The following is a 24914-nucleotide window of genomic DNA, read 5'->3' as shown; positions in this document are numbered from 1 at the left end:
GATATCGTCTAAGCTGCGTTACAAGCTCCAGAGCCATGAGTGTTTTTTGCTTATGGGAAATTGGGTGGAACCACGGGTAAGCGCACTCGTCCCTTGCATAGGGATGTGTGCGTTTTTTTCTATATAAAAATATGGCGATGATAAGGACATGAATCATTTTTACGGTCTGCAGAGAGGGAAGGGCAGCTGCGAACTTCCTGGCTTAGGAAACTGATTTACCGCCTTTGAGCTATATCGGTGAACAAAAAGTAACTGATATCGTCTAAGCTGCGTTACAAACTCCAGAGCCATGAGTGTTTTTTGCTTATGGGAAATTGGGTGGAACCACGGGTAAACGCACTCGTCCCTTGCATAGGGATGTGTGCGTTTTTTTATTATTAAAAAGGGGTGTTTATGTGATGGGTGAAAAAATGATTAAAGTACAATTCCCGGATGGGCAGCAAAAGGAGTATCCGCAAGGGATCACAGTGGAAAGTGTGGCAAGCTCAATCAGCTCAAGTTTAAGGAAAAAGGCAGTAGCTGGAAAACTGGATAAGCAACTGGTTGATCTAAGTCACAAGCTTAATAAGGATGGAGAACTGTCGATCTTGACTCTCGATTCGGATGAAGGATTACAAGTATTACGGCATACAGCGGCGCATGTTTTGGCACAGGCTGTAAAAAGATTATACAAAAATGTGGAATTAGGGATAGGACCAGTCGTGGAAGACGGTTTTTACTATGATTTTAAGTTAGACCATCCTTTGAGCTCAGAAGATCTGCAAGCCATTGAAAAAGAGATGGAACATATCATAAGTGAAAATCTGGAAATTAAAAGGATCGAAGTGACATATGAAGAAGCTGTGAAGTTATTCGAGGGCAGAGGGGAGTCATTCAAGTTGGATATAGCCAAGAACATCCCCAATGGTGAAAAATTAACGCTCTATCAACAGGGGGGATTCATCGATCTTTGCAGAGGGCCGCACCTTCCATCCACATCATTTGTAAAATCATTCAGATTGACTCGTGTATCTGGTGCCTATTGGCGGGGAGACAATCAAAATGAAGTTCTCCAAAGGGTGTATGGCGTGGCTTTTCGAAAGAACAAGGATTTACAGGATCATTTTAAATTCCTGGAAGAAGCGGCCAAACGCGACCACCGTAAATTAGGGAAGCAGTTGGAGTTATTCATGTTTTCGGAGGAAGCCCCTGGAATGCCATTTTATTTACCGAAAGGACAAATCGTTAGAAATGAATTGGAGAAGTTCTCGCGGGAGCTTCAGACTGAAGCTGATTACGACGAAGTTCGGACTCCTTTCATGATGAACCAGCGGTTATGGGAACAATCGGGCCACTGGGATCATTATCACGAGAATATGTACTTCACTGAGGTGGATCAAACAAAATTCGCGATGAAGCCAATGAACTGTCCGGGTCATATGCTTATATTCAAAAACAGTCTGTATTCTTACAGGGATTTACCCATCCGGATGGCCGAATTCGGTCAAGTCCACCGGCATGAATATAGCGGTGCATTGAACGGGATGCTGCGTGTCCGTACATTTTGTCAGGATGATGCCCACATCTATGTACGGCAGGATCAAATCGAAAGTGAAATTAAACAAGTGTTTCATCTGATAGATAAGGTGTATCGCACTTTTGGATTCGAGTATTCCGTGGAGCTCTCGACTCGTCCGGAGGATTCAATGGGCGATGAATCCCTTTGGGAAGCTTCTGAAACAGCTCTGAAAAATGTTCTGGAAAGCATCGGGATACAATATCAAGTAAATGAAGGGGACGGGGCATTTTATGGACCGAAAATTGATTTTCATATTAAAGATGCATTAAAACGAAGCCACCAATGTGCAACAATCCAACTTGATTTTCAAATGCCCGACAAATTTGATCTGACTTACATCGATGAAAATAATGAAAAAGTCCGTCCGGTCGTCATTCATCGTGCCATCTTTGGATCGATCGATCGATTTTTTGGAATCCTCATAGAACATTTTGCCGGTGCTTTTCCAGTATGGCTCGCCCCGGTGCAAGTACAGATCATCCCTGTCTCACAAGTTCATCTGGATTATTGTTTACAGGTTCAAAAAGCACTGAAGAATCAAGGCATAAGAGTGAAAATCGATGATCGGAATGAAAAGCTGGGGTATAAAGTCAGGGAAGCACAAATGGGGAAAATTCCATATATGCTGGTCCTTGGAGATAATGAAGAAAAAGAAAATGAAGTAAATGTCCGGAAATACGGGGAACAAAAATTTGAAAATGTCACAATAGAAACGTTCATCAAGAAAATGGTCCAGCAAATAAAAGCACGCAGCATCTAACAAGAAAGCAGCTTAAATTGGAATTCACGAGTAAAAGGCCGGAATTCACGAGTAAAAGCGAGAAACTCACGAGTAAAGCGCAATTCACGAGAAAAGCGAGAAACTCACGAGTAAAAGCGAGAAATTCACGAGTAAATGGAATAAAAAAAGACAGCCGAATAAATCGGCTGTTTCTTTTTATCTACAAATCCATACCCAGCCAACACCCGGAATGAACTGCTGAAAACAGTTACCCCCCCGGGCCGCCTTGTCCGCCGCCACCGACAGGGCAGGTTAATCCTAGGTATTGTAATCCAACTATATCTGTATGATGTACCTCATTTGGTATGCCACCTTCGAGTATCTGTACGATTCCAGTAGTATTATTTATCCCCATTAAAATAAAGGTGTGCTGGGTGTTACCCCAAAAAACTCTGAAGCAATGACCTTGCCGGCCTGCGTTTAAATGGCTCTGAATAGTGGCCACTGGAACCAGTGTTTGTACTGGCAGTCTGTCATCATAATAAGGCAAATTAGCATAAGAATCATCGAAAATATGGAGCAGTATAATATGGAACATTATAAGAGTAATAGCCGTAATTATACATTCAAGAAATCCTCCCTTTGTGTTTACCCTTTCAGGCTATGAACAATGAGGGATAATAAAATAGGCGGCCTATTTTATAAAAGAAATTTATTCGAATTCACGAGTTAATGCTCAACTTCTTATGTAAATAAAACCTTGGCTGCCTGGATGGCAAAGTATAGGCCGATTCCTATAAGGGATATCCCCGAAATGATCGAGATGCCCATTAGAATGGGTTTGGATAAAAAGCGTCTGAAGGTGCTGGCGATGATGGCCATTACGAAATCCCAGGTTAAGAGGCCGACAAGGATTCCTGAGCTGTATAAAAGTAAATCATCCATATCATATTTGGAAGCGGAGTTTGCGAGAATGGATCCGTAAATCCCCAGCCAAAACAATATGGATAAGGGATTCGAAAGGGACATGATGAATCCTGTCAGGAATGAAGAAAAAAGGGAATCTTTCGCTTTTCGTGCATTCACTTCAATCTTGCCTGCACTTAGCAGACTTTCGATTCCGGTATAGGTCAGGACGAAAAATCCAAAAAGCCATAAAAATGTCTTCATGAAGGAGTTGTCCAAAAAGTGGACGACACCGAAAAAGACGAGGGCTATAAAAACAAAATCCGCTAAAATGGCACCCCAGCCAAATACCCAGGCATGCCAAAAACCCTTCTTGATTCCTTTGTCCAATTGAGCAGCGTTTATGGGACCGATAGGAGCCGCCAGTGATAAACCTAATAATACAAAGCTGAAAAAAACACCCAATTCATCACCTCATCGTTTATACATCTTCGCTTATTTGAATGTATTCAAACATTTGGACTTGTACCACCTTTTTAGTCCTATTTTTTGAGTTTAGTCCGCCTTGTCTGACCTGGTATTTTTGTAACAACACAGAAAATTCCTTCATAATGTAATTTAGTCAAATGGAAAGACGCCAATTTTAGTGCATGCGCTATTCAAAGCGGAATTGGAGGAGAATTATGCCTGAATTATCGATGCCGAATAAATATAAAACAATTCTTGATATCATGCATACTGATATTGCAATAAATGAAATGAAGGATCATTTTGAAGAAGGACTTTCAAATGTTTTAAACCTTATTAAAGTATCAGCCCCTTTTGTTTTACATGAAGGTAATGGTATCAATGACAATTTAAATGGTGTGGAGCGGATTCTTACCTTTGATGCTCTGGATATTAAGAATAAACATATAGAAGTGGTTCAATCTTTGGCAAAGTGGAAAAGAATCACTCTTTCAAGGTATGGTTTGGCTTGTGATAAAGGCATTTACACAAATATGAATGCAATAAGACGTGATGAAAAACTGGATCATTTACACTCGTTATTTGTGGATCAATGGGACTGGGAGAAAGTCATAACGAAAGAACAACGTAACGTGGATACATTAATATCTGAAGTGAAAAAAATATATAGTGCCATTAAATCGACCGAACGTTATATGTTTGAATTCCATCATCTGCTTAAGCCTGTGTTACCTGAGGTCATTCACTTCATTACGACCCAGGAGTTGGAGGATTTATACCCGGATCTTACTCCGAAGGAAAGAGAGAACGAGGCAGCGAAGAAATATGGTGCAATTTTCATTGTGAAAATTGGCTGAGCGTTACAATCAGGGGAAAAGCATGATGGACGTTCACCGGATTATGATGATTGGGATCTAAATGGAGATATCGTTTTATGGAACCCACTCTTGGAATGTGCTTTTGAGGTTTCTTCAATGGGCATTCGAGTAGATGAAAAGTCATTGTTAAAACAATTAAGATTATCCAAAAACGAAAATCGTAAGGTACTCGATTATCATAAGGCCGTATTGGAAGGAAAGCTTCCGTATTCAATAGGCGGGGGAATAGGGCAATCCAGATTATGCATGTTTTTGTTGAAGAAAGCACATATTGGCGAGGTTCAAGTTTCGGTATGGAATGACCAAATAATAGAGGAATGTGAAAAAAGGAATATTATTCTTTTATAAAGACGAAAGCGGGAAACCCATTTTTAAACAGAATGGTTAGACTGTAGGCAAAAGGAGTTCTATTCAAATTTTTAAACATAGTTGATTGGAGCGGGTGTGCGAGACTCCTGCGGGAATAGCGAGTCCAAGGGAAACACCACAGTTGCAAGTGCGCCGAGGGAGGACCGCCCGCGGAAAGCGAGTGCCCTACGTTCCAATCAACGTCCAAATTTGTACAAGCAAAAAAAGATAGACCATTCTTAAAAAGTATGGTTTTTTTGTTTTAAAAGGAATAGGGGTAATTTTGGGAGAAGCGCAACTGAATAAATGTTTCTGCACTATAACATAATAATTTAAGACATCTAATATATGATGCAAAACAAATTGGTTTCACAAATGGTTACCTTTTATGCAATAAGTTGCTTTTATAATGGATGAGGAGTGTAAGTATGGAAGGTCATGAGAAGCAAAATAAAGATGTAAGCGTGTGGTGCTTGATCAGTATGGCATCGATTCCATTGGTTATGACACTTGGAAATTCAATGCTTATCCCGGTTTTGCCCATTTTCGAGGAAAAGGTGGGGATATCTTCATTTCAATCAAGTATGGTGATAACAAGCTATTCCGTTGCATCCATCTTTTTAATTCCCATAGCTGGTTATTTATCAGATCGATTCGGACGGAAAAGGGTCATTCTGCCAAGCTTGATCCTAGCCCTTATTGGTGGCTTGATAGCTGGTTATGCATCATGGAAAATGGAAAATCCCTATACATGGATCATCATTGGGAGGGTATTGCAAGGGATTGGGGCGTCTGGGGCCTCGCCCATCATTTTGCCTCTCGTGGGGGATTTATACAAAGATGATGATGAAAAAACGAGTTCTTGTTTGGGTATCATAGAAACCTCGAATACATTTGGGAAAGTGCTTAGTCCAATATTAGGTTCCCTGTTTGCTGCATTTATCTGGTTTTTACCATTCTTCTCGATTTCATTCTTCAGTTTAATATCTATTGTTTTGGTCTTTTTCTTTATAAAGGTACCAAAGGAGAAGGATGAGCCGAAGAAATTCAAAGAATTCTGGCATGATACGAAAAAAATATTCAAGCAGGAAGGAAAATGGTTATATACGGTTTTCCTGATTGGTGTCTTTGTCATGTTGGTTTTGTTCGGTGTTCTTTTCTTTTTGTCTGATAATCTGGAAAAAATCCATGATTTGCATGGAATCAAAAAAGGTTTAGTGATAGCGATCCCGCTATTTTTTCTTTGCGTATCTTCTTATGTTGCAGGGAAAAAAATCAAGGGGGAATTACCAATCATGAAAAAGATCATCATGATCAGTTTAGCTGTCCTTTCAATCAGCCTTGTATTTGTCGGTTTTACTAAAAATAGGGTCGTCCTTCTATTGGTTATAACAAGCTTGGTGGGCATAGCAATTGGTGCGTTATTGCCGACACTCGACGCAATCATCACTCAAAATATAAAAAAGGAACAGCGGGGGACGATAACCTCCTTCTACATGTCATCAAGGTTCATCGGCGTTGCGGCAGGCCCTCCGGTCATGTCCCTTGTCATGAAAAATCATATCAATTTGACCTATATCATTTCAGGGATCATTGGTATAGGCATCGTATTGGTTGTTATGAAATTCATTAGTTCAGACAAAAAAGAAGCTGCTGCCTAATCGGCTTCAATACATCTCCAAAAAGCCTGGCTTTCCCACGGCTTTTTTTGTGAATCGGGAAATTTTTTTGACATGTGGTTATAGGCAGAGGGGTGTCACATAAAATGTACAAGTCATGAACTAGCTCGAAGGAGTGATGCTTTTTGAGTGTACATTTACTGCTAAGTTACTTTTTCTTAGGACTTACCCTTGCAGCACCGATCGGTCCGGTGAACTCCGCTCGTATCGATAAAGGAATCAAGAACGGGTTTTGGCATGCCTGGATCGTTGGGGCAGGGTCGATGATTGCGGATGCCTTGTTCATGATTTTAGTATATATAGGAATGGTAAGGTTTTTAGAAATCCCGATCGTCCAGATATTTCTTTGGCTTTTTGGCGGATTTGTGCTTATTTATTCCGGGGTCGAAAGTGTATTACGGGTTAATACTATACTATTAAATGAATACAGGAATAGAGATTCTTTAATTTCCTGTTTTTTGACTGGGTTCATCATGTCCGTGACCAGTCCATTATCCATTTTATTTTGGTTGGGAATATATGGATCAGTTTTAGCTAAAACGGCTTCAAGTTATGGGACATCCCAACTTTTCATTTATAGCGGGATGATCTTTCTTGGTCTTACCTGCTGGGATTTTTTTGTAGCGGCATTAACGAATGGATTTCGCAGGTTCTTAAATGAAAAAAGCTTAATGGCCATTTCGATCATCTCTGGATTATCATTGGTCGGTTTTGGGGTTTATTTTGCTTACCAAGGCATTGATGCCATCCTATCATAAAGCAGAATGTATCAGATTATTACATAGGGTATTTGAAAACTTCTTCCTTGCATAATTCATTGTGGCATCATCAACACTATGAATGATGGAAGGGGGTAATGTTATGACAACAAAAGCCAATTGCAGTTCAGCGAAAGGAAAGGCTGTCCAAGATTCCAATGCATCGGGTGAACAACAGGGCGACATGAAATGGTGGCAGCTATCATTGGTCGGCGTAGGCTGTACGATCGGGACAGGGTATTTCCTCGGATCGACCATAGGGATTAAAACGACTGGGCCATCCATTGTATTTTCATTTGTATTGGCTGCACTGGGTACCTATATCGTTTATAATCTGCTTGCCAAGATGACGGCTGCCGATCCTCAAGAAGGCTCTTTTTGTTATTATGCCAATAAAGCATTTGGAAGATGGGCGGGCTTTAGTTGTGGCTGGAATTATTGGTCCTCCAATATATTGATCATGGGAAGCCAGCTTACTGCGCTTTCGCTATTATCTCAATTTTGGTTCCCGAAAGTGCCGCTTTGGCTATTTGCATCCGGTTTTGCCATTGTTTCAATCGTGGTGGTATTGCTCGGAACAAAAGGGTTCGACAGGGTGGAAAACATCCTTGCTGTAATTAAGACAGCAGCTATCGTAATGTTTATCATCATTGCAATATGTGCCGTTTGCGGCTGGTTCGGTCTTGCTGGAGCGAAACCGCCATCATTTCCGAATACGTACAATGAATTATTCTCCAAAGGGCTAAAGGGGTTTTGGACATCCCTTATCTATGCCTTTTATGCGTTTGGCGGCATTGAGGTCATTGGATTGATGGCGATGCAGCTTAAAAAGAAAGAAGATGCACCAAAGGCAGGGACGATCATGCTCTTGGTCCTTACCATCATATATGTGGTTTCATTGGGGTTAGCCGTAACCATGATTTCGTTAGGGGCATTCAGTGAAAAAGAAAGCCCATTCGTTTCGGCATTGGACAGTTATCACCTGACATTTTTCCCGCACGTTTTTAATGGTGCGATCATCATTGCCGGTTTCTCGACGATGACCGCTTCACTATTCGGTGTAACCAATCTATTGGTAACGCTATCCAATGATGGGAATGCACCCGCATTATTCATGCAAAAGATCAAGAAATTCAAAGACCTTCCGCTGCCTTCACTGGGTCTTGGAGCCTTAGGACTTTTAGGATCAATCATCACTGCCTTGCTCCTGCCAGGCAAGATTTATGAATACATTACAACATCTGCTGGTATATTGCTTTTGTATAACTGGGCATTCATCATTCTTTCTTCATTCAAAATCTTGGAAAATAAGATGTGGAGTAAGATTACGGCCGTTTTCGGACTTCTTTTAATTTTAGCGGCCGTAAGTGGCACACTGCTTGAAAAAGAGATACGTCCAGGATTTTTCATCAGCCTTTTATTCATTGTGATCATCGGTCTTGCAGCCGTTTTCATGAAGTTCAAGGTATGGAATAAGAACAAGGCAATGGCCGCAAAAGCGAGTAAATCAGGACTTGATTGAAAAAAGGAACTCGACTATACAAAGTTGAGTTCCTTTCGAGTTGGCGCTAAATTTCAATGATTATTGGAAGGATCATTGGTTTTTTCTTCGTTTGATTAAAGAGATATTGCCCCAGTTCCTTCTTAATGGTTTGTTTAATGATGTTCCACCGGTATATTTTTTCACTTTGTAAGTCGTTGACCGTTTTCGTGACAATACGATTCACATTCTTAAGGAGGTCCTCGGAATTTTGAACATATACAAATCCACGGGAAATGGTATCGGGTCCTGATACTATTTTTCTTTCCGTCTTGCTTAGTGTAATGACGATCACGAGCATTCCATCTTCGGAAAGCTGCTTACGGTCCCGCAGAACGATTTCTCCAACATCCCCAACGCCAACACCGTCGACAAAGGTATTGCCGGCAGCCACCTTTCTTGTTTGACGGGCAACGGAGTTTTCAATATCCACCACATCGCCATTATTGATGATGAAAGTATGGTCCTTCTCCACCCCTACAGACTCAGCTAACAATCGATGCTGGTGCAGCATCCGATACTCACCGTGAATCGGGATGAAATACTTAGGTTTCATCAGGGTAAGCATGAGCTTTAACTCTTCCTGATATGCATGTCCGGATACATGCATGCCCGTTACAGTCCCAGAACCGTAAATGACTTTGGCACCCAGTTGAACCAGGTTGTCGATGATACGTGAAACATCCCGTTCATTTCCTGGTATTGGTGTGGAGGCAAGAATCACTGTGTCATCAGGCAATATGCTCATATCCCGATAATTCGAACTGGAAAGGCGGGAAAGGGCGGCAAACGGCTCTCCTTGACTTCCTGTACATAATACCGCGACCCTTTCCGGAGCATAACTATCGACTTCTTGTGGTTGGATAAGCATCCCATCAGGAACCTCGAGATAGCCGCGTTCAATGGCAACGGTTACGACGTTCACCATGCTTCGTCCAATCAGGGCTAGTTTCCGGTTTGTCTTCTGTGCAGCGTTCACAACTTGTTGAACACGATTGACATTTGAAGCGAATGTCGAAAGGATGACTTTCTGTTTTGCCTGCATGAAGGCCTCTTCAATATGGCTGCCAACCAGATGCTCCGAGGGACTGGAGCCGGGACGCTCTGCGTTCGTGCTTTCCGATAGTAAAACGAGGACACCTTCACTCCCGATTTTGGCCATTTTATGAATATCGGGATACTGATCATTCATCGGAGTCAAGTCAAACTTGAAGTCCCCTGTATGAACGACCGTGCCTTCCGGCGTATGCATGGTGACTCCGAGGCAATCGGGAATACTATGATTCGTTTTGAAAAAGTCCAGAACCATTTCCCCGAATTCCAGCTTTGAATCCGAATTGATCTGGATTAATTCCGTATCACCCAAAAGGTTATGTTCTTTTAACTTCAATTCAATCAAACCAAGTGTTAAACGTGTGGCATAAATGGGTACATTCAATTTTTTCAAGAAATAGGGGATACCGCCGATATGATCTTCATGCCCATGAGTCACAATCAAAGCGCGGATCTTCTCCTTATTCTCCTGAAGAAAGGAAATATCAGGAATGATCAAATCGACTCCTAATAAACTTTCATCAGGAAACTTTGCACCACAATCAATAATGACGATATCGTTAGAATATTGAATCACATACATGTTTTTACCGATTTCATTCACTCCGCCCAGAGCCAATATGGACAAAGCATTCTCTTTCACACTCAAGTAGATAGACCTCCCTTTATTATGATAAGGATAGTGTTTCCTTAGGTCGCTTTTATAAAACTAACTCTTTTGTAAAATCAGGGCAATTCAAAAAGCCATAAAAAAAAACACCTGCCGCTTTCGGTAGGTGCGTATCTTCAATCTTATCGGCTCAAGCAAGAATGGATGCTTTCTTCAAAAGTCTCCATGTATGCTTGGATCTGTGAAGCATATCCAGTTTTCAAAGTGGCCAGCAGACTTTCTATCAAGAATTCTCGCGGTTTGTCTGACTGCATCAGCTCATCTTGGATGAAGTCGACCAATTCAATGGCTCTCCTTCGATCTTCATCGCAAGGAATAGCTTTGTTTATCGCTTTTTTCAATTCCGTGGTGGAATGAAGCAAATCATTATGGCAAGCATCAAGCTGGTTTGTGAATTTTGGAAACCACGTATCCATTAATTCCGGATCAATGATCTGTTCCCCGCTTTCAGCCACTTCATTGACTAAATTGACAATGCGATTCATGCAATAGCGGATAATTTGTATGTCCGGTGTACCGGCGGGATTAGCACGGTAACTAAAATGGCTCATGTGGGTCATCATCGAATGAAAGATAATGACGCTATCTAAAAGATAGGGTTTTTTACTTTCACCGAAGATATCGATAAAACGGTTATACATCCAGCGTAAGCTCAACAATAGCGTCTTATTGATGAATTGTTTTAATTCTTCATCATTGGAAACACGGACTTCTTCGATCAGGATAAGCAATTTGCTTTGCTTGTTCACCATCAATTGCAGTTCGAGCTGCCGGATGAAAATTTCAATATCGGCGGAATCTTGACCAATCAACAGTTTTTCCCGTTCATGGCGAATCTTTGTATAAAAGGAGCGGAAAATGGCTATAAATAATTCACCCTTCGAAGGGAAATAATTATAAAATGTACCTTTTGATATACCGCTGCCGTCTAAAATGTCCTGAATGGACGTAGCTTGGTAGCCTTTGTCAATAAACAGCTTATGAGCCGTATCGATGACATTCTGCCTTCGGTTGTTCATCATATCACCTGATTTTCATTATACTGCTTGTATAAATTTAATCGTACTCTATTTTTTATCACAGCACAAACCCTTATTTAAACCAGTAAATTTTTATTGCAAAAAATGAACTAGGGGTATATTATTGATTTTGTGAGATTGGAATATACCGCTCGTATAATTAAATGAACCAATAGTTTGAATGGAGGAATAGATAAAAAGTGAGTACTGCACAAATAAATGAGAAAAAGGGTTCGTATGGCATTTTGGCCATACTGATGGTCGGTGCGTTCATATCGATACTGAATTCAACCCTTTTAAATATTGCACTGCCATCAATCCAAATAGATCTGGGAATCGAGACTGCCACAGTCCAATGGCTGACAACGGGCTACATGCTCGTGAACGGAATCATGATTCCGACAACTGCCTTCTTAATAAGAAAATATTCGGTACGTAATCTGTTCCTGACAGCCATGCTCCTATTCTCAATCGGGACGATCGTTGCAGGTGTAGCGCATGTATTCCCGCTATTATTAAGCGCACGTATGGTTCAGGCTGCCGGTTCGGCAATCATGATGCCATTATTAATGAACGTACTTTTAACTTCTTTCCCTGTTGAAAAACGGGGCTCTGCAATGGGACTATTCGGTTTGGTCATGATGTTTGCCCCTGCAATCGGGCCGACGCTTTCAGGCTGGATCATCGAACATTATGATTGGAGAATGCTATTCCATTTCATTACTCCGCTTGCTTTACTAGTGCTTATTTTCGGCTTCTTTAAACTTAAAGACCACAAGGAAAAAGTCGATATCTCAATTGATAAAATATCGGTCATCCTTTCAAGCTTAGGCTTCGGCGGTTTGCTTTACGGATTCAGTTCGGCAGGCAGCAAGGGTTGGGATAGCCTTGAGGTATACGGAACACTGATTGTCGGTGCCATCTCCCTGATCCTTTTCATAACACGCCAGCTTAAAATGGAAACACCAATGCTTGAGTTCAAGATTTTCAAGCACCCGATGTTCGCTTTATCCGCAACGATCTCAATCGTACTGAACATGGCGATGTTCTCAGGGATGATCTTAATTCCGATGTACACACAAACAGTACGTGGCATTTCACCATTCGATTCTGGATTACTGATGCTTCCAGGTGCTTTATTAATGGCCCTCATGTCACCGGTTACCGGTAAGCTTTTCGATAAGTTCGGTGCCCGCATCCTTGCTTCAATCGGTTTGCTTATCACCGTGGTAACTACGTATTTGCTAAGTAAATTATCAATGGAAACTACGTATACAGAAATTATAATCCTGTTTTCCGTTCGCTCCTTCGGGATGTCAATGTCCATGATGCCGATCATGACAAATGGTTTGAACTCGCTGCCAGCCCGCATGAACCCGCACGGTACAGCCATGAATAACACACTGAACCAAATTTCCGGTGCGATCGGTACGGCATTGCTCGTTACGGTCATGTCTAACCGTGCAGCTTCTACTGCCGAAGATTTAATGACGAAAGCGATGAGCAAATTAACAAGCCAGCCCACCGCTGAGATGATGGGCCAAATGAAAGCCCAAATCGGGATGCAGGCAATGCTGGATGGAATTAACTTCTCCTTCTTTGTATCTACCTTCATTGCCGGTGTGGCGCTGATTCTGGCATTATTTATTAAGCGTGCTTGGCCGGCTGAAGAAAAACCAGCTGTGAAAAAAGATCAAACCGCTTAAATGAAACAATAAAAGGCCCTATGCCACCTGAATCGTTCAGGCAGCATAGGGCTTTTTCTATGATTTAAGGCCCGTAACGGAATGTAATTCAGGCTGCTGCGGAATGAAGCCAAAGGATGAATAAATGGATGAAGGCATAAAACGTATAATTTACTTATAGTCAACATAGTATTTTAGAGGTTTTTTTAAAATAGATCGGGGTTCAAAATGACGAATCCGATCCTGGGAGTGAACGGAGATGGAAATTCGGGTTAATCAAATTGAGTTGAATGGACTCACGTTTCAATATCGGGAGTGCGGGGATGTTTCTGCACCACCGCTTGTTGTTCTTCATGCGCTGGGAAAAAGTTCGGAATCATGGGACCAAGCGGCTGCCGCATTAGGAGAAAGTTATCGTGTTTTAGCTTTAGATCAACGGGGCCACGGTGGGAGTGCGAGAACGAATACATATACTTTTGAATCGATGCGTGATGATTTGCTTCATTTTGCGGATGCGCTTGATTTGGGAAGGTTTTCGCTAATGGGGCATTCCATGGGGGGGACGGTTTCCTATCTTTTCTCGCAAACTTTTCCTTCGAGGATAGAAAGGTTGATTGTCGAAGACACACCGCCTCCTTTCTCGGATAAACCAATGGAGGTTCCTTCCAGGCCTTCTGTTCCACTGCCGTTTGATTGGCAGGTAGTGCCTTCGATTCTACAGCAGCTTAATGAACCCGATCCCGAATGGTGGGCACGCCTCACCGATATTATGATGCCGACGCTTGTTATCGGGGGCGGGGTCAGCCATATTCCCCAAAATAAATTGCAGGAGGTTTCCGAGCTTATCCCCAATTGCGAATTGGTGACGATAGAGGATGCCGGACACTTTGTCCATGAAGATGATTTACCTGCTTTCTTGTCTGTCGTAAAAAGGTTTCTTTCCAAAGGGCAGGCGCTTTAAGGCGATAGGAGGGTTGCTGGTGCAGCCCTCTTATTTCTGCTTAAAATGGTTTATTTTAAAGACGGCATTTACCGATTTATTATTAAGGATTTCCAGCAGCTGTTCAGCCATATAGTCAGCGCTATATTTAAAGCCAGTGTTGACCCATTCGATGATCATGCCCAATATCGCATATGCTTGGTAACTGGAGGCAAGTTCTTTATTGATCTTAGGGTTCGGCCGGTAATCTTCCAGGTCCTCCACTGGAAGTTTCTTCAACTCATTACAAATCCGTTCCAGTAATGTAGGCCATGCATTCGACTTTAGGATGAGGGTATAAATGTTTGCATGGTTAGCTACATGTTCAAATATTTTGATGACCGAAGCCGTTAGTTCATTGATGGTGAAAGTTTCGGCGTTCTTATAAGGTTCCCGGTAAGATATGATCAAATCGGCAATCACATCCTCCATGACCTCTTCAAGCAGTTCCTCTTTGTACTGATAGTGTTTATAAAATGTACCCCGATTAAGGTCGGCGAGTTCTACAATATCAGTAATCGATATCTCCCTGAAATCCTTACTTTGCATTAAAGAAATGAGGGATTCTTTCAAAGCCATTTTGGATTTCCTGATCCTTCTATCAATCCCAGTATTATTATCAGTCATTTTGTTCATCCTTTGTTCGTTATTGTGCTTTTAATAAACATAATGATCACTTTCTGTTCATTATTCAACATTGAGGACAGCATTTGCTGATTGTATAAGCCTACTGAAACTAATTATACTATAAAGGAAGGTAGATAATGAACATCTGTACAATAAGTAACGCTTCACTAGAATGAATGGGGGAGTTCAAATGAAATTACAAGACAAAGTTGCCGTTGTGACAGGAGCAGCATCAGGCATGGGGAAACAAATTGCCATAGATTATGCTCGAGAAGGAGCTAAAGTCGTCGTATCGGATTTAAATCTTGATGGTGCGAACGATACGGTGGAAGAAATAAAAGCGAATGGCGGAGTGGCCTTTGCCATTAAAACGAACGTAGCGGTGGAGGAAGATATTCAACATTTAATCGATACCACGGTCAGTGCGTATGGAACGGTGGATATTTTGGTGAATAACGCGGGTATCATGGATGGCATGGAACCTGCTGGAGACATTGAAGATTCTAAATGGGATCGGATTTTTGCCATTAACACGACAAGCGTCATGCGTTCGACTAGAAAGGTGATGCCGATCTTTTTAGAAAAACAAAAAGGGGTCATCATCAATATTGCTTCTGCAGGCGGTTTGTACGGTGCCCGGGCTGGTGCGGCTTACACTGCCTCTAAACATGCAGTCGTTGGTTTCACGAAAAACACGGGCTACATGTATGCCAATAAAGGGATTCGCTGCAATGCTATAGCACCAGGCGGAGTAGAAACCAATATTGGTTCCAGCATGACGAATATCAATGAGTTTGGCTTCTCTCGCCAACAACTGGGTATGGCTATCAATCCACGAAACGGCAAACCTGAAGAAATCGCTAAAGTGGCATTATTCCTTGCTTCAGACGATTCCAGTTTTGTTAATGGTACTGTCATTACGGCAGATGCTGGTTGGAGTGCATATTAAGCCATGAATTAACAAGATAATGGTCAAATACTTGGTGATTGATGATCCATGCATTCCTGCCAGTAAGCAGGGATGTATGTTTTTTTGAGTGGAGCCTTGGCAGGATATTTGGAGGGGGATTGTGGTTAGCCAGCAATTTCCATAAGGAAGGTTTTGACTTCATCGGGTGATTTCAATCGAAAGTGGATTAGTGGGGGCTGGATAGTTCCGCTACTATCCAGTTTTTCTCAAAAAGAATTATGCTATCAATTGGATTTAAAAGATAAGTTGAACTCTGAAATCTCGGAAGCAAAATAGGTTCCCTGAAAAAATCCACTTTCCTTATGAAATAGAATCATTTAGTGATCCATTAGTTTGCTGCGGTACCTCGCAAACAATATATTAATGTTCGTGAGAATATTGAAGGACTTTCTGACGGACGTAATCAAGGTGCTTGTACATTTGGCTGAATGCTTCATGTGGATCATGTGCTGCAAGTGCAGCATAGATGGCTTTATGATACTTCACAGTCAGTTCCCGTTCTCTGAATTGAATCAAGCTATTTATTTTATTATGAGTGATCAATAAGGAATCGATCATGCCTTCAATGATGGGATTGTTTGCACTTAAAGCGATGATCTTATGGAATTCTTTATCGGCCTCTCCATAATCGTTGTCTTCACTATTGGCAATCGTGTCAATCGTAACTTGCAGTTTCTCCAGTTGCTCGTCTGTGATCTTCTCGGCAGCCATTGTTACCAATCCCAACTCCAAAGCCATTCGCGCTTCGATGATCGCTGGTAAATTATCCGTAGCCAGCGCAAGCATCACAGAGAATGGATGTGTACCGATTTTATCGTTAAAAAAGGTTCCTTCACGCGTTTTCCGTGTAATGACCCCTAGTGTATCAAGGGCACTGAGCGCCTCACGTAAAACAGGCCGGCTTACTTCAAGTTCTTTCATAAGCTCCATTTCAGGAGGCAGTTTGTCGCCCGCTTTCATTTGGCCAGTAACGAGCAGATGCACGATTTGATCCACGACTTGTTGTGAAAGAGTGTTTCGATGTACCGATTGTACGCCTAATTTCTTTGACGATTCTTCCATTGTGTAACCCCTTTTCTGTGACTTCCTATATGTATTCCTACTGTAAGACTAATTATATAATATAATACACTTATTTGCATGTAGACCTATGTCCAAAAAAAGTAAAATGCGCCGCTCTAAAGAGAGAGACGCACGCATTGTTAGTATAAAATCATCTGACAAGGCAAGGTGATTTTGGATTGAACTTCCATCCGGAAACCAAGTATTGCATAGCCATCGAATCATCACGGGCACCAAGTCCTTTTTGTTTATAAAGCTGATTTGCCTTCTCGATTTGTTCCATATCCACTTCAATTCCAAGTCCGGGTTTGGAAGGGACATCGACCATTCCGCCGACAATTTTAAAAGGTTCTTTCGTTAAACGCTGCCCATCCTGCCAAATCCAGTGGGTATCGATCGCAGTGATTTTTCCAGGTGCGGCTGCAGCAACGTGTGTAAACATGGCAAGTGAAATATCAAAGTGATTATTCGAGTGTGATCCCCAAGTCAAGCCCCAGTCGTTACACATTTGAGCGACACGGACGGAGCCTTGCATCGTCCAAAAATGCGGATCGGCAAGAGGAATGTCCACGGATTGAAGTTGAATGGAGTGCCCCATTTGCCTCCAGTCCGTTGCAATCATATTCGTAGCGGTTGGAAGGCCCGTTGCTCGCCTGAATTCCGTCATGATTTCCCGGGCGGAAAAACCATTTTCCGCTCCGCATGGATCTTCCGCATAAGCCAAAACATGATGTTGATCCCGGCAAAGTTTAATCGCATCCTCAAGCAGCCAGCCGCCATTTGGGTCAAGGGTGATCCTGGCTTCAGGGAAGCGTTCCGCAAGTGCAGTCACCGCTTCGATTTCTTCTTCCCCGCGCAAAACCCCGCCTTTCAATTTAAAATCATTGAAACCATAACGAGAGTGGGCGGCTTCTGCCAAGCGTACAATCGATTCGGGTGTCAGCGCTTCCTCATGACGGAGGCGAATCCAGTCATCTTCCGCTTCCGGTTCGCTTAAATAACCAAGATCTGTTTTATTGCGGTCACCTACATAAAATAAGTAGCCCAGCATTTCCACTTTATCACGCTGCTGTCCTTCGCCGAGAAGGGCTGCGACTGGAACACCTAAATGTTGGCCAACTAAATCAAGAAGTGCCGCTTCCAATGCTGTTACGGCATGAATGGCAATACGAAGATCGAACGTCTGAAGGCCGCGCCCTCCAGCATCTCGGTCCGCAAACTGCTTGCGGATGGTATTTAGAATGTTGTTGTATGTCCCGATGGACTGGCCGACAACCAATTCTTTAGCATCTTCGAGTGTCTGGCGGATTTTTTCGCCTCCAGGAACTTCACCGACACCCGTATTACCCGCATTGTCTTTTAGAATGACGATGTTCCGGGTGAAATAAGGAGCATGGGCACCACTCAAGTTCAAAAGCATGCCGTCATGGCCCGCAACTGGAATGACGCTCATTTCTGAAATTACCGGTGTGCCGATTTTTACATTATCCTTTAGCAATTGATTGTTCATGATTTTTTCCCCCTGCCAGAATATTTAGTTTACTATGACTTTAACTCTACACGTTTAATTTCACCAACTAGGAATAAATAACTTAAAATCGCGACAAGAGCATTAGCACAAACGAAGACTAGCGCACCATTGAACGACCCTGTCGTGGCAATGATATATCCGATGATAATCGGTGTTGTAATGCCGGCAATGTTACCGAATGTGTTGAAAAGCCCGCCGCTGACACCTGACATTTCCTTTGGTGAGGTATCGGCCACTACCGCCCAGCCGAGTGCCCCGAATCCTTTACCGAAAAACGCAAGGGCCATAACGAAAATGACAACCCATTCCGTCTCTACATAATTTGCTGACACCAAGCTCATCGATAGAATCATCCCAACAACAATTGGCAACTTTCGGGCGACAGTCAATGAGAATCCCTTCCGTAACAAGAAATCCGAGAATGTCCCTCCGAGAATGCCGCCAAAAAACCCACAAATGGCCGGAAGGGAAGCGACGAATCCAACTTCAAGAATGGTCATGCCCCTTTCTTGTACTAGGTACACAGGAAACCATGTCAGGAAAAAGTACGTTAACGTCGTAATGCAATATTGTCCGAGATAAACACCTAACAGCATGCGATTTGATAATAGCTGCTTTATATGATTCCAGTTGACGCCTTTCTTTTCCTCCTTATTAGTACTGGTTTGATCCATATTGATCAAAGCGCCGCCCGCTTCGATATATTCAAGCTCAGCTTTGTTGATGCGTGGATGTTCCTTTGGGCCATAAATCGTTTTCAGCCAGATGAAAGCAACGATGATTCCTAAAGCCCCCATAAAGAAGAAGACGTATTCCCAACCGAATTTATACGTAATGTAACCCATGATCGGTGCAAAGAGAACGGTTGCAAAATATTGGGCCGAATTGAAAGTGGCAGCCGCTGTTCCGCGTTCATGGCTTGGGAACCAGGTGGCAACGATGCGGCTGTTGGCCGGAAAGGAAGGGGCTTCTGCCAATCCAACTAAGAAGCGCAGTCCGAACAATACCATGACAGCCGTTCCCGCAGAACCGAAAAAACCGAGAAACCCTTGTAAAAGCGTAAAGGTAGACCATAACGTGATACTCCAAAAGTAAACTTTTTTCGAGCCAAAACGGTCTAAAAGCCATCCGCCTGGAATTTGTCCAGCTACATAAGACCAAGCGAAAGCGGAGAAAACATAGCCCATCATGACTGAATCGAGACCAAGCTGACCAGACATGTCCGTACCCGCAATGGATAGCGTCGCACGATCCGCATAATTCAGGGCTGTAACCAAAAAGAGCATAAAGACAATGAACCATCGTGTGCGTGTTTTTTTCTGGGCACTTGGCAGTTTAGGAGATGGTTGAAAAACTTTTTCTTCAGCGTTCATATACTCACTTCCTTAATCGTATTTAATTATATTTTTTAATTGATACCGCTTACAATGTTAACTGTTTCCTCCTTCGCGAAAATTCTTAATATTTAGTTTTGTCCAATGGTAAGACAAATAAAATTGTTTGTCAATGGCTTTTTTTCTTAAAAGTTTTTTCATTTTAGCTCCTTCATTATCGTGTTTTTTTGTATATATTAGAAGCGAAATTATCGAGGGATGAAGTAGCGCCTCATTTTTCAGAAAATAAAAAAAATACGATTGACCAGATGGTGTATTTGTCTTACAATAAAACAATAATACACAAGGGGGAATAAAAAATGAATAAGATTCGCAAGGCACCTAAAGGAATTCTCGGATTTCCCGTGGCACCATTCACAACGAGTAATAAGCTTGATGAACAAGCACTCGCCCAAAATATCCAATTTTTATTAGATGAGGGACTAGAAGCTATTTTCGTGGCATGTGCAGCAGCGGAATATCCATCATTAAGTAAAGAGGAATATGAAGCGATGGTTGAGGTAGCCGTATCCGTCACCGCTGGAAAAGTACCTGTATACACAGGGGTAGGCGGGAATATCCAAACTTCCCTCGAACTTGCCAGAATATCTGCGGATAAAGGGGCAGATGGTTATTTAATATTACCTCCATATCTCGTTACTGGAGAACAGGCAGGTCTGTCGGCTTATTTCAAAGCCATCGCAGAGAGTACAGACTTGAATTCCATCGTATATCAGCGTGATAATGTGGCATTTTCACTTTCAACTTTGGAAGCGCTTGCTGAGGTTCCGCAGGTGGTCGGCGTCAAAGACGGTCTGGGCAATATGGAGTTGAATGGACTCCTTACACAAACCTTCGGAAAACGTTTCGGCTGGCTGAACGGAATGCCGCTTGCGGAAGTTACCATGTCGGCTTACGTTCCACTTGGCTTTGATTCCTATTCATCGGCGATATCCAATTACATCCCGCATATCTCAAGAAAGTTCTATAATGGCATCTTGAGCGGAGATCAAGAAACGGTCAATGAAATTTACCAGCAGGTCATCATGCCAATCAACAACATTCGCCGTCAGCGAAAAGGATATGCCGTTTCTCTCATTAAAGCAGGTATGGAGATTATGGGAATGCCGGTTGGGCAAACAGTCAGATTACCGATTCTTCCGGTGGAAAAAGAACATTATGCAGAAATGCAAACGATATTAGAGAATGCTTTAGATCGTTTTCCAAAAGAAACACCAATTCAATCAATCTAATAAGGGTGGGGATTATATATGATAACTACAGTTCAAACAAAAACGTATCTTAACTATATTAATGGTGAATGGGTTGCTTCCATTTCAAATGAAGTTGAAAAAAGTTTAAACCCGGCAGATAAACAGGCAATTGTCGGTTATGTACAAAAATCCACTAAGGATGACTTGAACCTGGCAGTGGAATCAGCGAAAAAGGCGAAAGAAAAATGGCGCAAACTAGCTGGTTCAGAGCGCGGGGAGTATCTGTATAAAGCAGCGCAGATTCTTGAAAAGCGGATTGATGAAATCGCAGAATGTGCAACACGGGAAATGGGCAAGACATTTGCTGAAACAAAAGGGGAAACGGCACGCGGTATTGCGATCCTGAAATACTATGCAGGAGAAGGGATGCGTAAGGTGGGGGATGTCATTCCATCCACCGACAGTTCAGCACTTATGTTCACGACGCGGGTTCCGCTTGGTGTAGTCGGCGTCATTACACCTTGGAATTTCCCGATCGCCATCCCAATCTGGAAGATGGCTCCTGCCCTCGTATATGGGAATACGATTGTGGTGAAGCCAGCCACCGAGACGGCGATCACCTGTGCGAAAATCATGGAGTGTTTTGAAGAAGCCGGTTTCCCGGCGGGTGTTGTCAATATGGTTACAGGGCCGGGCAGTGTCATAGGGCAGGGCATCGCCGATCACGAAGATATAAACGGGATTACCTTTACCGGCTCAAACGGAGTCGGAAAAAGGATTGGACAAGCGGCGTTAGCACGCGGAGCGAAATACCAGCTTGAAATGGGCGGGAAAAACCCGGTAATCGTTGCAGCGGATGCGGATCTTAACCTGGCTGTAGAAGCAGTCATTACAGGTGCGTTCCGTTCAACGGGGCAAAAATGTACCGCGACAAGCCGTGTCATCGTTGCAGCTGAAGTTTATGAAGAGTTCAAGCAGCTGCTGGTGAAAGAAACAAAAGGCATTTCCATCGGGGATGGATTGGACAGCGGGACATGGATGGGACCATGTGCTAGCGAAAGTCAATTGAATACGGTTCTTTCCTATATCGAAAAAGGAGTGGAAGAAGGTGCTGCACTTCTAATTGGCGGGAAGCGTGCTGAAGAAGGCCCTCAGGCGAATGGCTTTTATGTAGAACCGACGATTTTTGATAATTGTACGTCAGATATGACAATTGTAAAGGAAGAGATTTTTGGTCCGGTGATTGCCTTATTGAAAGCTGATTCAGTTGAAGAAGCCCTGCAACTTGCGAACAGCGTGGAATATGGCCTTAGTGCTTCGATTTTCACAGCCAATATCAAACATTTACTTTCATTTGTTAATGATATGGAAGCGGGATTGATCAGGGTCAACGCCGAGAGCGCAGGCGTTGAATTACAGGCGCCATTTGGCGGCATGAAAAACTCCAGCTCCCACTCCAGGGAACAAGGAGAAGCAGCAAAAGAGTTTTTTACTTCCATTAAAACAGTGTTTGTCAAATAAGGGAAAAAAACAGTATTTTAGCTGAAAATTACCGGCTCGTGTATGTTTAGTGATGTCTGTTTGCTTTTTTAGAATGAAGGAGTGGTAAAGTGGATACGAAAACGCAACTGACGGAGGTACCGCTTTATATTAAGGTGAATGGGATCGACAATGTCGCCATCGTGGTTAATACGGGAGGCTTGGATCAAGGAACCGTATTTCCTTGTGGGCTTGAATTGAAAGAAAGAGTGCCACAAGGCCACAAAGTGGCTTTAATGGACATAGTCGAAAATGAAGCCATCATACGCTATGGGGAAGTTATCGGTTATGCGGCTAAATCAATCAGTAAGGGCTGTTGGATTGACGAATCACTGGTGATACTTCCGTCTTCTCCGGATTTAAAGGAATTGCCGGTAGCAAATGATATTCCGAAAACTTTACCCCCGCTTGAAGGGTATACATTCCAAGGATTCCGCAATGAAGATGGCAGTGTCGGGACCAAGAATATATTGGGCATTACAACAAGCGTCCAATGTGTAGTGGGCGTGCTGGATTTTGTCGTGAACCGGATAAAAAAAGAGCTGCTCCCGAAGTATCCCAATGTTGATGATGTTTTCGCCATAAATCACAACTATGGGTGCGGAGTCGCTATCAATGCACCGGAAGCGGTCATTCCCATTCGAACGATACAGAACCTTGCGAAACACCCGAATTTCGGCGGGGAAGCCTTGGTAGTTGGACTGGGGTGTGAAAAACTATCTCCAATTAGAATAAACCCAAGCGGGGACGATTCAGATATCATATCGCTTCAGGACCAGCAGGGATTTGCGGGAATGGTCCAATCCATTATGGAAATGGCCGAGGAGCGTTTAATCAAGTTGAACCGCCGGCAGCGGGAGACATTTCCGGTTTCCGAATTAGTCATCGGCACACAGTGCGGTGGAAGTGATGCATTCTCTGGTGTCACAGCTAATCCTGCCGTAGGATATGCTACTGATCTGTTAGTCAGGGCAGGGGCAACCGTTCTATTCTCTGAAGTAACAGAAGTACGGGATGCGATTCATCTATTAACGCCTCGTGCAGTGAATGAAGAAGTGGGGAGAGCTTTAATAAAGGAAATGGATTGGTATGATAACTATCTTGCTTTGGGTGATGCCGATCGAAGTGCCAATCCGTCGCCTGGAAACAAAAAGGGCGGATTGGCCAATGTAGTGGAAAAATCATTAGGCTCCATTGCCAAATCCGGAGGCAGCCCCATTTCAGGCGTTTTGGCTCCAGGTGAAAAAGCCACGGAAAAAGGGCTGATTTTTGCCGCTACACCAGCTAGTGACTTTGTTTGCGGAACACTGCAGCTTGCTTCCGGCATGCACCTTCAAGTTTTTTCAACTGGAAGAGGCACACCTTATAATCTCGCAATGGCTTCCGTCATCAAAGTATCTACACGAAATACATTGACCGAGCAATGGAAAGATCTGATCGATATAAATGCTGGAACAATCGCTACTGGTGAAGCAACCATAGAGGAAGTTGGCTGGGAAATATTTCACCTTATTCTGGAAGTGGCCAGCGGTAAAAAGAAAACCTGGGCAGAGCATTGGGGCCTGCATAATGATTTGGCACTTTTCAATCCTGCACCAATTACCTAATAATGAATGAATTGAAGGACTTCCTTTTAGAGGGGGTCCTTTTCTTGTAGATCCAATTTTTACAGCTGCGATTATTTTTCCTCCAGAAAAAAGGACCGCCGGACTATTGGCAGAAGTTATCAATGAAGGAATGATTTACATCAGGGTGATACTGAAGTACATATGAGGAGGGATCGCATGGTCACATTCAGGAATGCGAAAGCAGAAGACTTAAGTGAAATCGTAAGGATGCTTGCGGATGATGCATTGGGGAGGGAGAGGGAGCGATATGAAAATCCACTTCCCGACAGCTATCTAAAAGCATTTGAATCCATTGATGCAGATGAAAATAATGAATTGATCGTTGCATGTCTTGGTGAGGAAATCATTGGGGTACAGCAAATCACGTTCACGCCTTATATTACCCATCAAGGCGGCTGGAGAGCTACGATCGAAGGAGTTCGGACGGCATCTGCAGAACGGGGGAAAGGCATTGGCAGCAAGTTGATTCAATATGCGATTGACCGTGCAAGGAAGCGGGGCTGCCATATCATTCAGCTCACGACCGATAAAAAGCGGGAAGAAGCGCTGCGATTTTATGAACGGTTAGGATTCAAAGCCACTCATGAAGGCATGAAAATGAAGCTTTAATTCACGGTCTTTTGTCCCCTTTTTTTGTGCACGACAATTCGTCTGGCATTATATGTTAAAATTATTTGTGAGATAGTAATAGATATATATAGGAGTTAA

Annotated in this window: 18 protein-coding genes, 1 pseudogene and 2 other annotated features (1 of these 21 only partly in view); of the genes and pseudogenes, 12 read left to right on the top strand and 7 right to left on the bottom strand. The window is 42.8% G+C overall.

Annotated elements, in window-relative coordinates; translation table 11 throughout:
- Nucleotides 1–97: a binding site (T-box leader), on the top strand; it begins 125 nt to the left of the window's first position.
- 31 nt (nucleotides 98–128) lie between these two features.
- Nucleotides 129–351: a binding site (T-box leader), on the top strand.
- A gap of 59 nt (nucleotides 352–410) precedes the next feature.
- Nucleotides 411–2318 carry a threonine--tRNA ligase gene (gene thrS / locus ACZ9AO_RS16805; protein ID WP_476109616.1) on the top strand — a complete coding sequence of 636 codons (1908 nt, stop codon included), beginning with the start codon at nucleotides 411–413 and terminating at the stop codon, nucleotides 2316–2318.
- Between the two features lie 705 nt (nucleotides 2319–3023).
- Here thrS and ACZ9AO_RS16800 read toward each other — a convergent pair.
- A complete protein-coding gene (locus tag ACZ9AO_RS16800; RefSeq protein ID WP_340877364.1) occupies nucleotides 3024–3650 on the bottom strand; it encodes a LysE family transporter in 627 nt (208 codons plus the stop codon).
- Between the two features lie 233 nt (nucleotides 3651–3883).
- Between ACZ9AO_RS16800 and asnA the strand changes: the two are divergent.
- The 4 genes and pseudogenes from asnA (at nucleotide 3884) to ACZ9AO_RS16780 (ending at nucleotide 8838) form a co-directional block, all read left to right on the top strand.
- Nucleotides 3884–4879, top strand: a pseudogene (gene asnA, locus ACZ9AO_RS16795) (aspartate--ammonia ligase).
- Nucleotides 4880–5307: 428 nt separating this feature from the next.
- On the top strand, nucleotides 5308–6540 hold the full coding sequence (locus ACZ9AO_RS16790; protein WP_476109508.1) for an MFS transporter: 1233 nt from the start codon (nucleotides 5308–5310) through the stop codon (nucleotides 6538–6540).
- 143 nt (nucleotides 6541–6683) lie between these two features.
- Nucleotides 6684–7316, top strand: a complete 633-nt coding sequence (locus tag ACZ9AO_RS16785; RefSeq protein ID WP_476109507.1) for a LysE family transporter — start codon at nucleotides 6684–6686, stop codon at nucleotides 7314–7316.
- 184 nt (nucleotides 7317–7500) lie between these two features.
- Complete coding sequence (locus tag ACZ9AO_RS16780) at nucleotides 7501–8838, top strand: amino acid permease (RefSeq protein WP_476109615.1); 1338 nt, start codon at nucleotides 7501–7503, stop codon at nucleotides 8836–8838.
- Between the two features lie 46 nt (nucleotides 8839–8884).
- Here the strand turns inward: ACZ9AO_RS16780 and ACZ9AO_RS16775 are convergent, their stop codons facing one another.
- Entirely contained in the window at nucleotides 8885–10558 is a 1674-nt protein-coding gene (locus tag ACZ9AO_RS16775) for a ribonuclease J (protein WP_476109506.1), read from the bottom strand.
- Between the two features lie 143 nt (nucleotides 10559–10701).
- A complete protein-coding gene (locus ACZ9AO_RS16770) occupies nucleotides 10702–11601 on the bottom strand; it encodes a TetR/AcrR family transcriptional regulator (protein ID WP_476109505.1) in 900 nt (299 codons plus the stop codon).
- 254 nt (nucleotides 11602–11855) lie between these two features.
- Here ACZ9AO_RS16770 and ACZ9AO_RS16765 point away from each other — a divergent pair, with 254 nt between their 5' ends.
- Nucleotides 11856–13304, top strand: a complete 1449-nt coding sequence (locus ACZ9AO_RS16765; protein WP_251542009.1) for a DHA2 family efflux MFS transporter permease subunit — start codon at nucleotides 11856–11858, stop codon at nucleotides 13302–13304.
- Nucleotides 13305–13542: 238 nt separating this feature from the next.
- Entirely contained in the window at nucleotides 13543–14244 is a 702-nt protein-coding gene (locus tag ACZ9AO_RS16760) for an alpha/beta fold hydrolase (RefSeq protein WP_476109504.1), read from the top strand.
- Between the two features lie 30 nt (nucleotides 14245–14274).
- Here ACZ9AO_RS16760 and ACZ9AO_RS16755 read toward each other — a convergent pair whose 3' ends face one another.
- Nucleotides 14275–14889 carry a TetR/AcrR family transcriptional regulator gene (locus tag ACZ9AO_RS16755; protein WP_048683368.1) on the bottom strand — a complete coding sequence of 205 codons (615 nt, stop codon included), beginning with the start codon at nucleotides 14887–14889 and terminating at the stop codon, nucleotides 14275–14277.
- Between the two features lie 190 nt (nucleotides 14890–15079).
- On the opposite strand from ACZ9AO_RS16755, the gene ACZ9AO_RS16750 reads away from it, so the two are divergent.
- On the top strand, nucleotides 15080–15838 hold the full coding sequence (locus tag ACZ9AO_RS16750; protein WP_476109503.1) for an SDR family oxidoreductase: 759 nt from the start codon (nucleotides 15080–15082) through the stop codon (nucleotides 15836–15838).
- 381 nt (nucleotides 15839–16219) lie between these two features.
- On the opposite strand, the gene ACZ9AO_RS16745 is transcribed toward ACZ9AO_RS16750, so the two are convergent.
- From ACZ9AO_RS16745 to ACZ9AO_RS16735, 3 genes are all read right to left on the bottom strand, one after another.
- A complete protein-coding gene (locus ACZ9AO_RS16745) occupies nucleotides 16220–16921 on the bottom strand; it encodes a FadR/GntR family transcriptional regulator (protein WP_034309657.1) in 702 nt (233 codons plus the stop codon).
- Nucleotides 16922–17072: 151 nt separating this feature from the next.
- Nucleotides 17073–18431, bottom strand: a complete 1359-nt coding sequence (gudD, locus tag ACZ9AO_RS16740) for a glucarate dehydratase (RefSeq protein WP_476109502.1) — start codon at nucleotides 18429–18431, stop codon at nucleotides 17073–17075.
- Nucleotides 18432–18463: 32 nt separating this feature from the next.
- Nucleotides 18464–19825 (bottom strand): MFS transporter, encoded by a 1362-nt coding sequence (locus ACZ9AO_RS16735; protein ID WP_476109501.1) that lies wholly within the window; start codon nucleotides 19823–19825, stop codon nucleotides 18464–18466.
- Between the two features lie 320 nt (nucleotides 19826–20145).
- Between ACZ9AO_RS16735 and kdgD the strand changes: the two genes are divergently transcribed.
- The 4 genes from kdgD (at nucleotide 20146) to ACZ9AO_RS16715 (ending at nucleotide 24815) form a co-directional block, all read left to right on the top strand.
- Nucleotides 20146–21078 (top strand): 5-dehydro-4-deoxyglucarate dehydratase, encoded by a 933-nt coding sequence (gene kdgD / locus ACZ9AO_RS16730; RefSeq protein WP_034309652.1) that lies wholly within the window; start codon nucleotides 20146–20148, stop codon nucleotides 21076–21078.
- A gap of 18 nt (nucleotides 21079–21096) precedes the next feature.
- The gene (gene gucD / locus ACZ9AO_RS16725; RefSeq protein WP_251541968.1) at nucleotides 21097–22560 is read left to right on the top strand and encodes an alpha-ketoglutaric semialdehyde dehydrogenase GucD; all 1464 of its coding nucleotides are present in this window, start codon (nucleotides 21097–21099) and stop codon (nucleotides 22558–22560) included.
- Nucleotides 22561–22649: 89 nt separating this feature from the next.
- Nucleotides 22650–24185: a galactarate dehydratase gene (gene garD / locus ACZ9AO_RS16720; protein WP_063594572.1), complete on the top strand. Its 1536-nt coding sequence runs from the start codon at nucleotides 22650–22652 to the stop codon at nucleotides 24183–24185.
- Between the two features lie 177 nt (nucleotides 24186–24362).
- Entirely contained in the window at nucleotides 24363–24815 is a 453-nt protein-coding gene (locus ACZ9AO_RS16715; RefSeq protein ID WP_251541965.1) for a GNAT family N-acetyltransferase, read from the top strand.
- Nucleotides 24816–24914: the final 99 nt, after the last annotated feature.

The organism is Peribacillus sp. TE19612 (genome assembly GCF_056279465.1).
The sequence above is the reverse complement of the archived record's forward strand: the minus strand, read 5'-3'. Positions and strand labels throughout refer to the sequence as shown.

Excerpts from the sequence above, each read along its gene's own strand:
- ACZ9AO_RS16750 (WP_476109503.1), top strand. The coding sequence starts at position 15,080 with ATGAAATTACAAGACAAAGTTGCCGTTGTGACAGGAGCAGCATCAGGC.
- ACZ9AO_RS16760 (WP_476109504.1), top strand. The coding sequence starts at position 13,543 with ATGGAAATTCGGGTTAATCAAATTGAGTTGAATGGACTCACGTTTCAA.
- ACZ9AO_RS16755 (WP_048683368.1), bottom strand. The coding sequence starts at position 14,889 with ATGACTGATAATAATACTGGGATTGATAGAAGGATCAGGAAATCCAAA.
- ACZ9AO_RS16780 (WP_476109615.1), top strand. The coding sequence starts at position 7,501 with ATGAAATGGTGGCAGCTATCATTGGTCGGCGTAGGCTGTACGATCGGG.
- ACZ9AO_RS16715 (WP_251541965.1), top strand. The coding sequence starts at position 24,363 with ATGGTCACATTCAGGAATGCGAAAGCAGAAGACTTAAGTGAAATCGTA.
- gudD (WP_476109502.1), bottom strand. The coding sequence starts at position 18,431 with ATGAACAATCAATTGCTAAAGGATAATGTAAAAATCGGCACACCGGTA.
- ACZ9AO_RS16770 (WP_476109505.1), bottom strand. The coding sequence starts at position 11,601 with ATGATGAACAACCGAAGGCAGAATGTCATCGATACGGCTCATAAGCTG.
- ACZ9AO_RS16745 (WP_034309657.1), bottom strand. The coding sequence starts at position 16,921 with ATGGAAGAATCGTCAAAGAAATTAGGCGTACAATCGGTACATCGAAAC.
- ACZ9AO_RS16765 (WP_251542009.1), top strand. The coding sequence starts at position 11,856 with ATGGTCGGTGCGTTCATATCGATACTGAATTCAACCCTTTTAAATATT.
- ACZ9AO_RS16790 (WP_476109508.1), top strand. The coding sequence starts at position 5,308 with ATGGAAGGTCATGAGAAGCAAAATAAAGATGTAAGCGTGTGGTGCTTG.
- thrS (WP_476109616.1), top strand. The coding sequence starts at position 411 with ATGATTAAAGTACAATTCCCGGATGGGCAGCAAAAGGAGTATCCGCAA.
- ACZ9AO_RS16735 (WP_476109501.1), bottom strand. The coding sequence starts at position 19,825 with ATGAACGCTGAAGAAAAAGTTTTTCAACCATCTCCTAAACTGCCAAGT.
- gucD (WP_251541968.1), top strand. The coding sequence starts at position 21,097 with ATGATAACTACAGTTCAAACAAAAACGTATCTTAACTATATTAATGGT.
- kdgD (WP_034309652.1), top strand. The coding sequence starts at position 20,146 with ATGAATAAGATTCGCAAGGCACCTAAAGGAATTCTCGGATTTCCCGTG.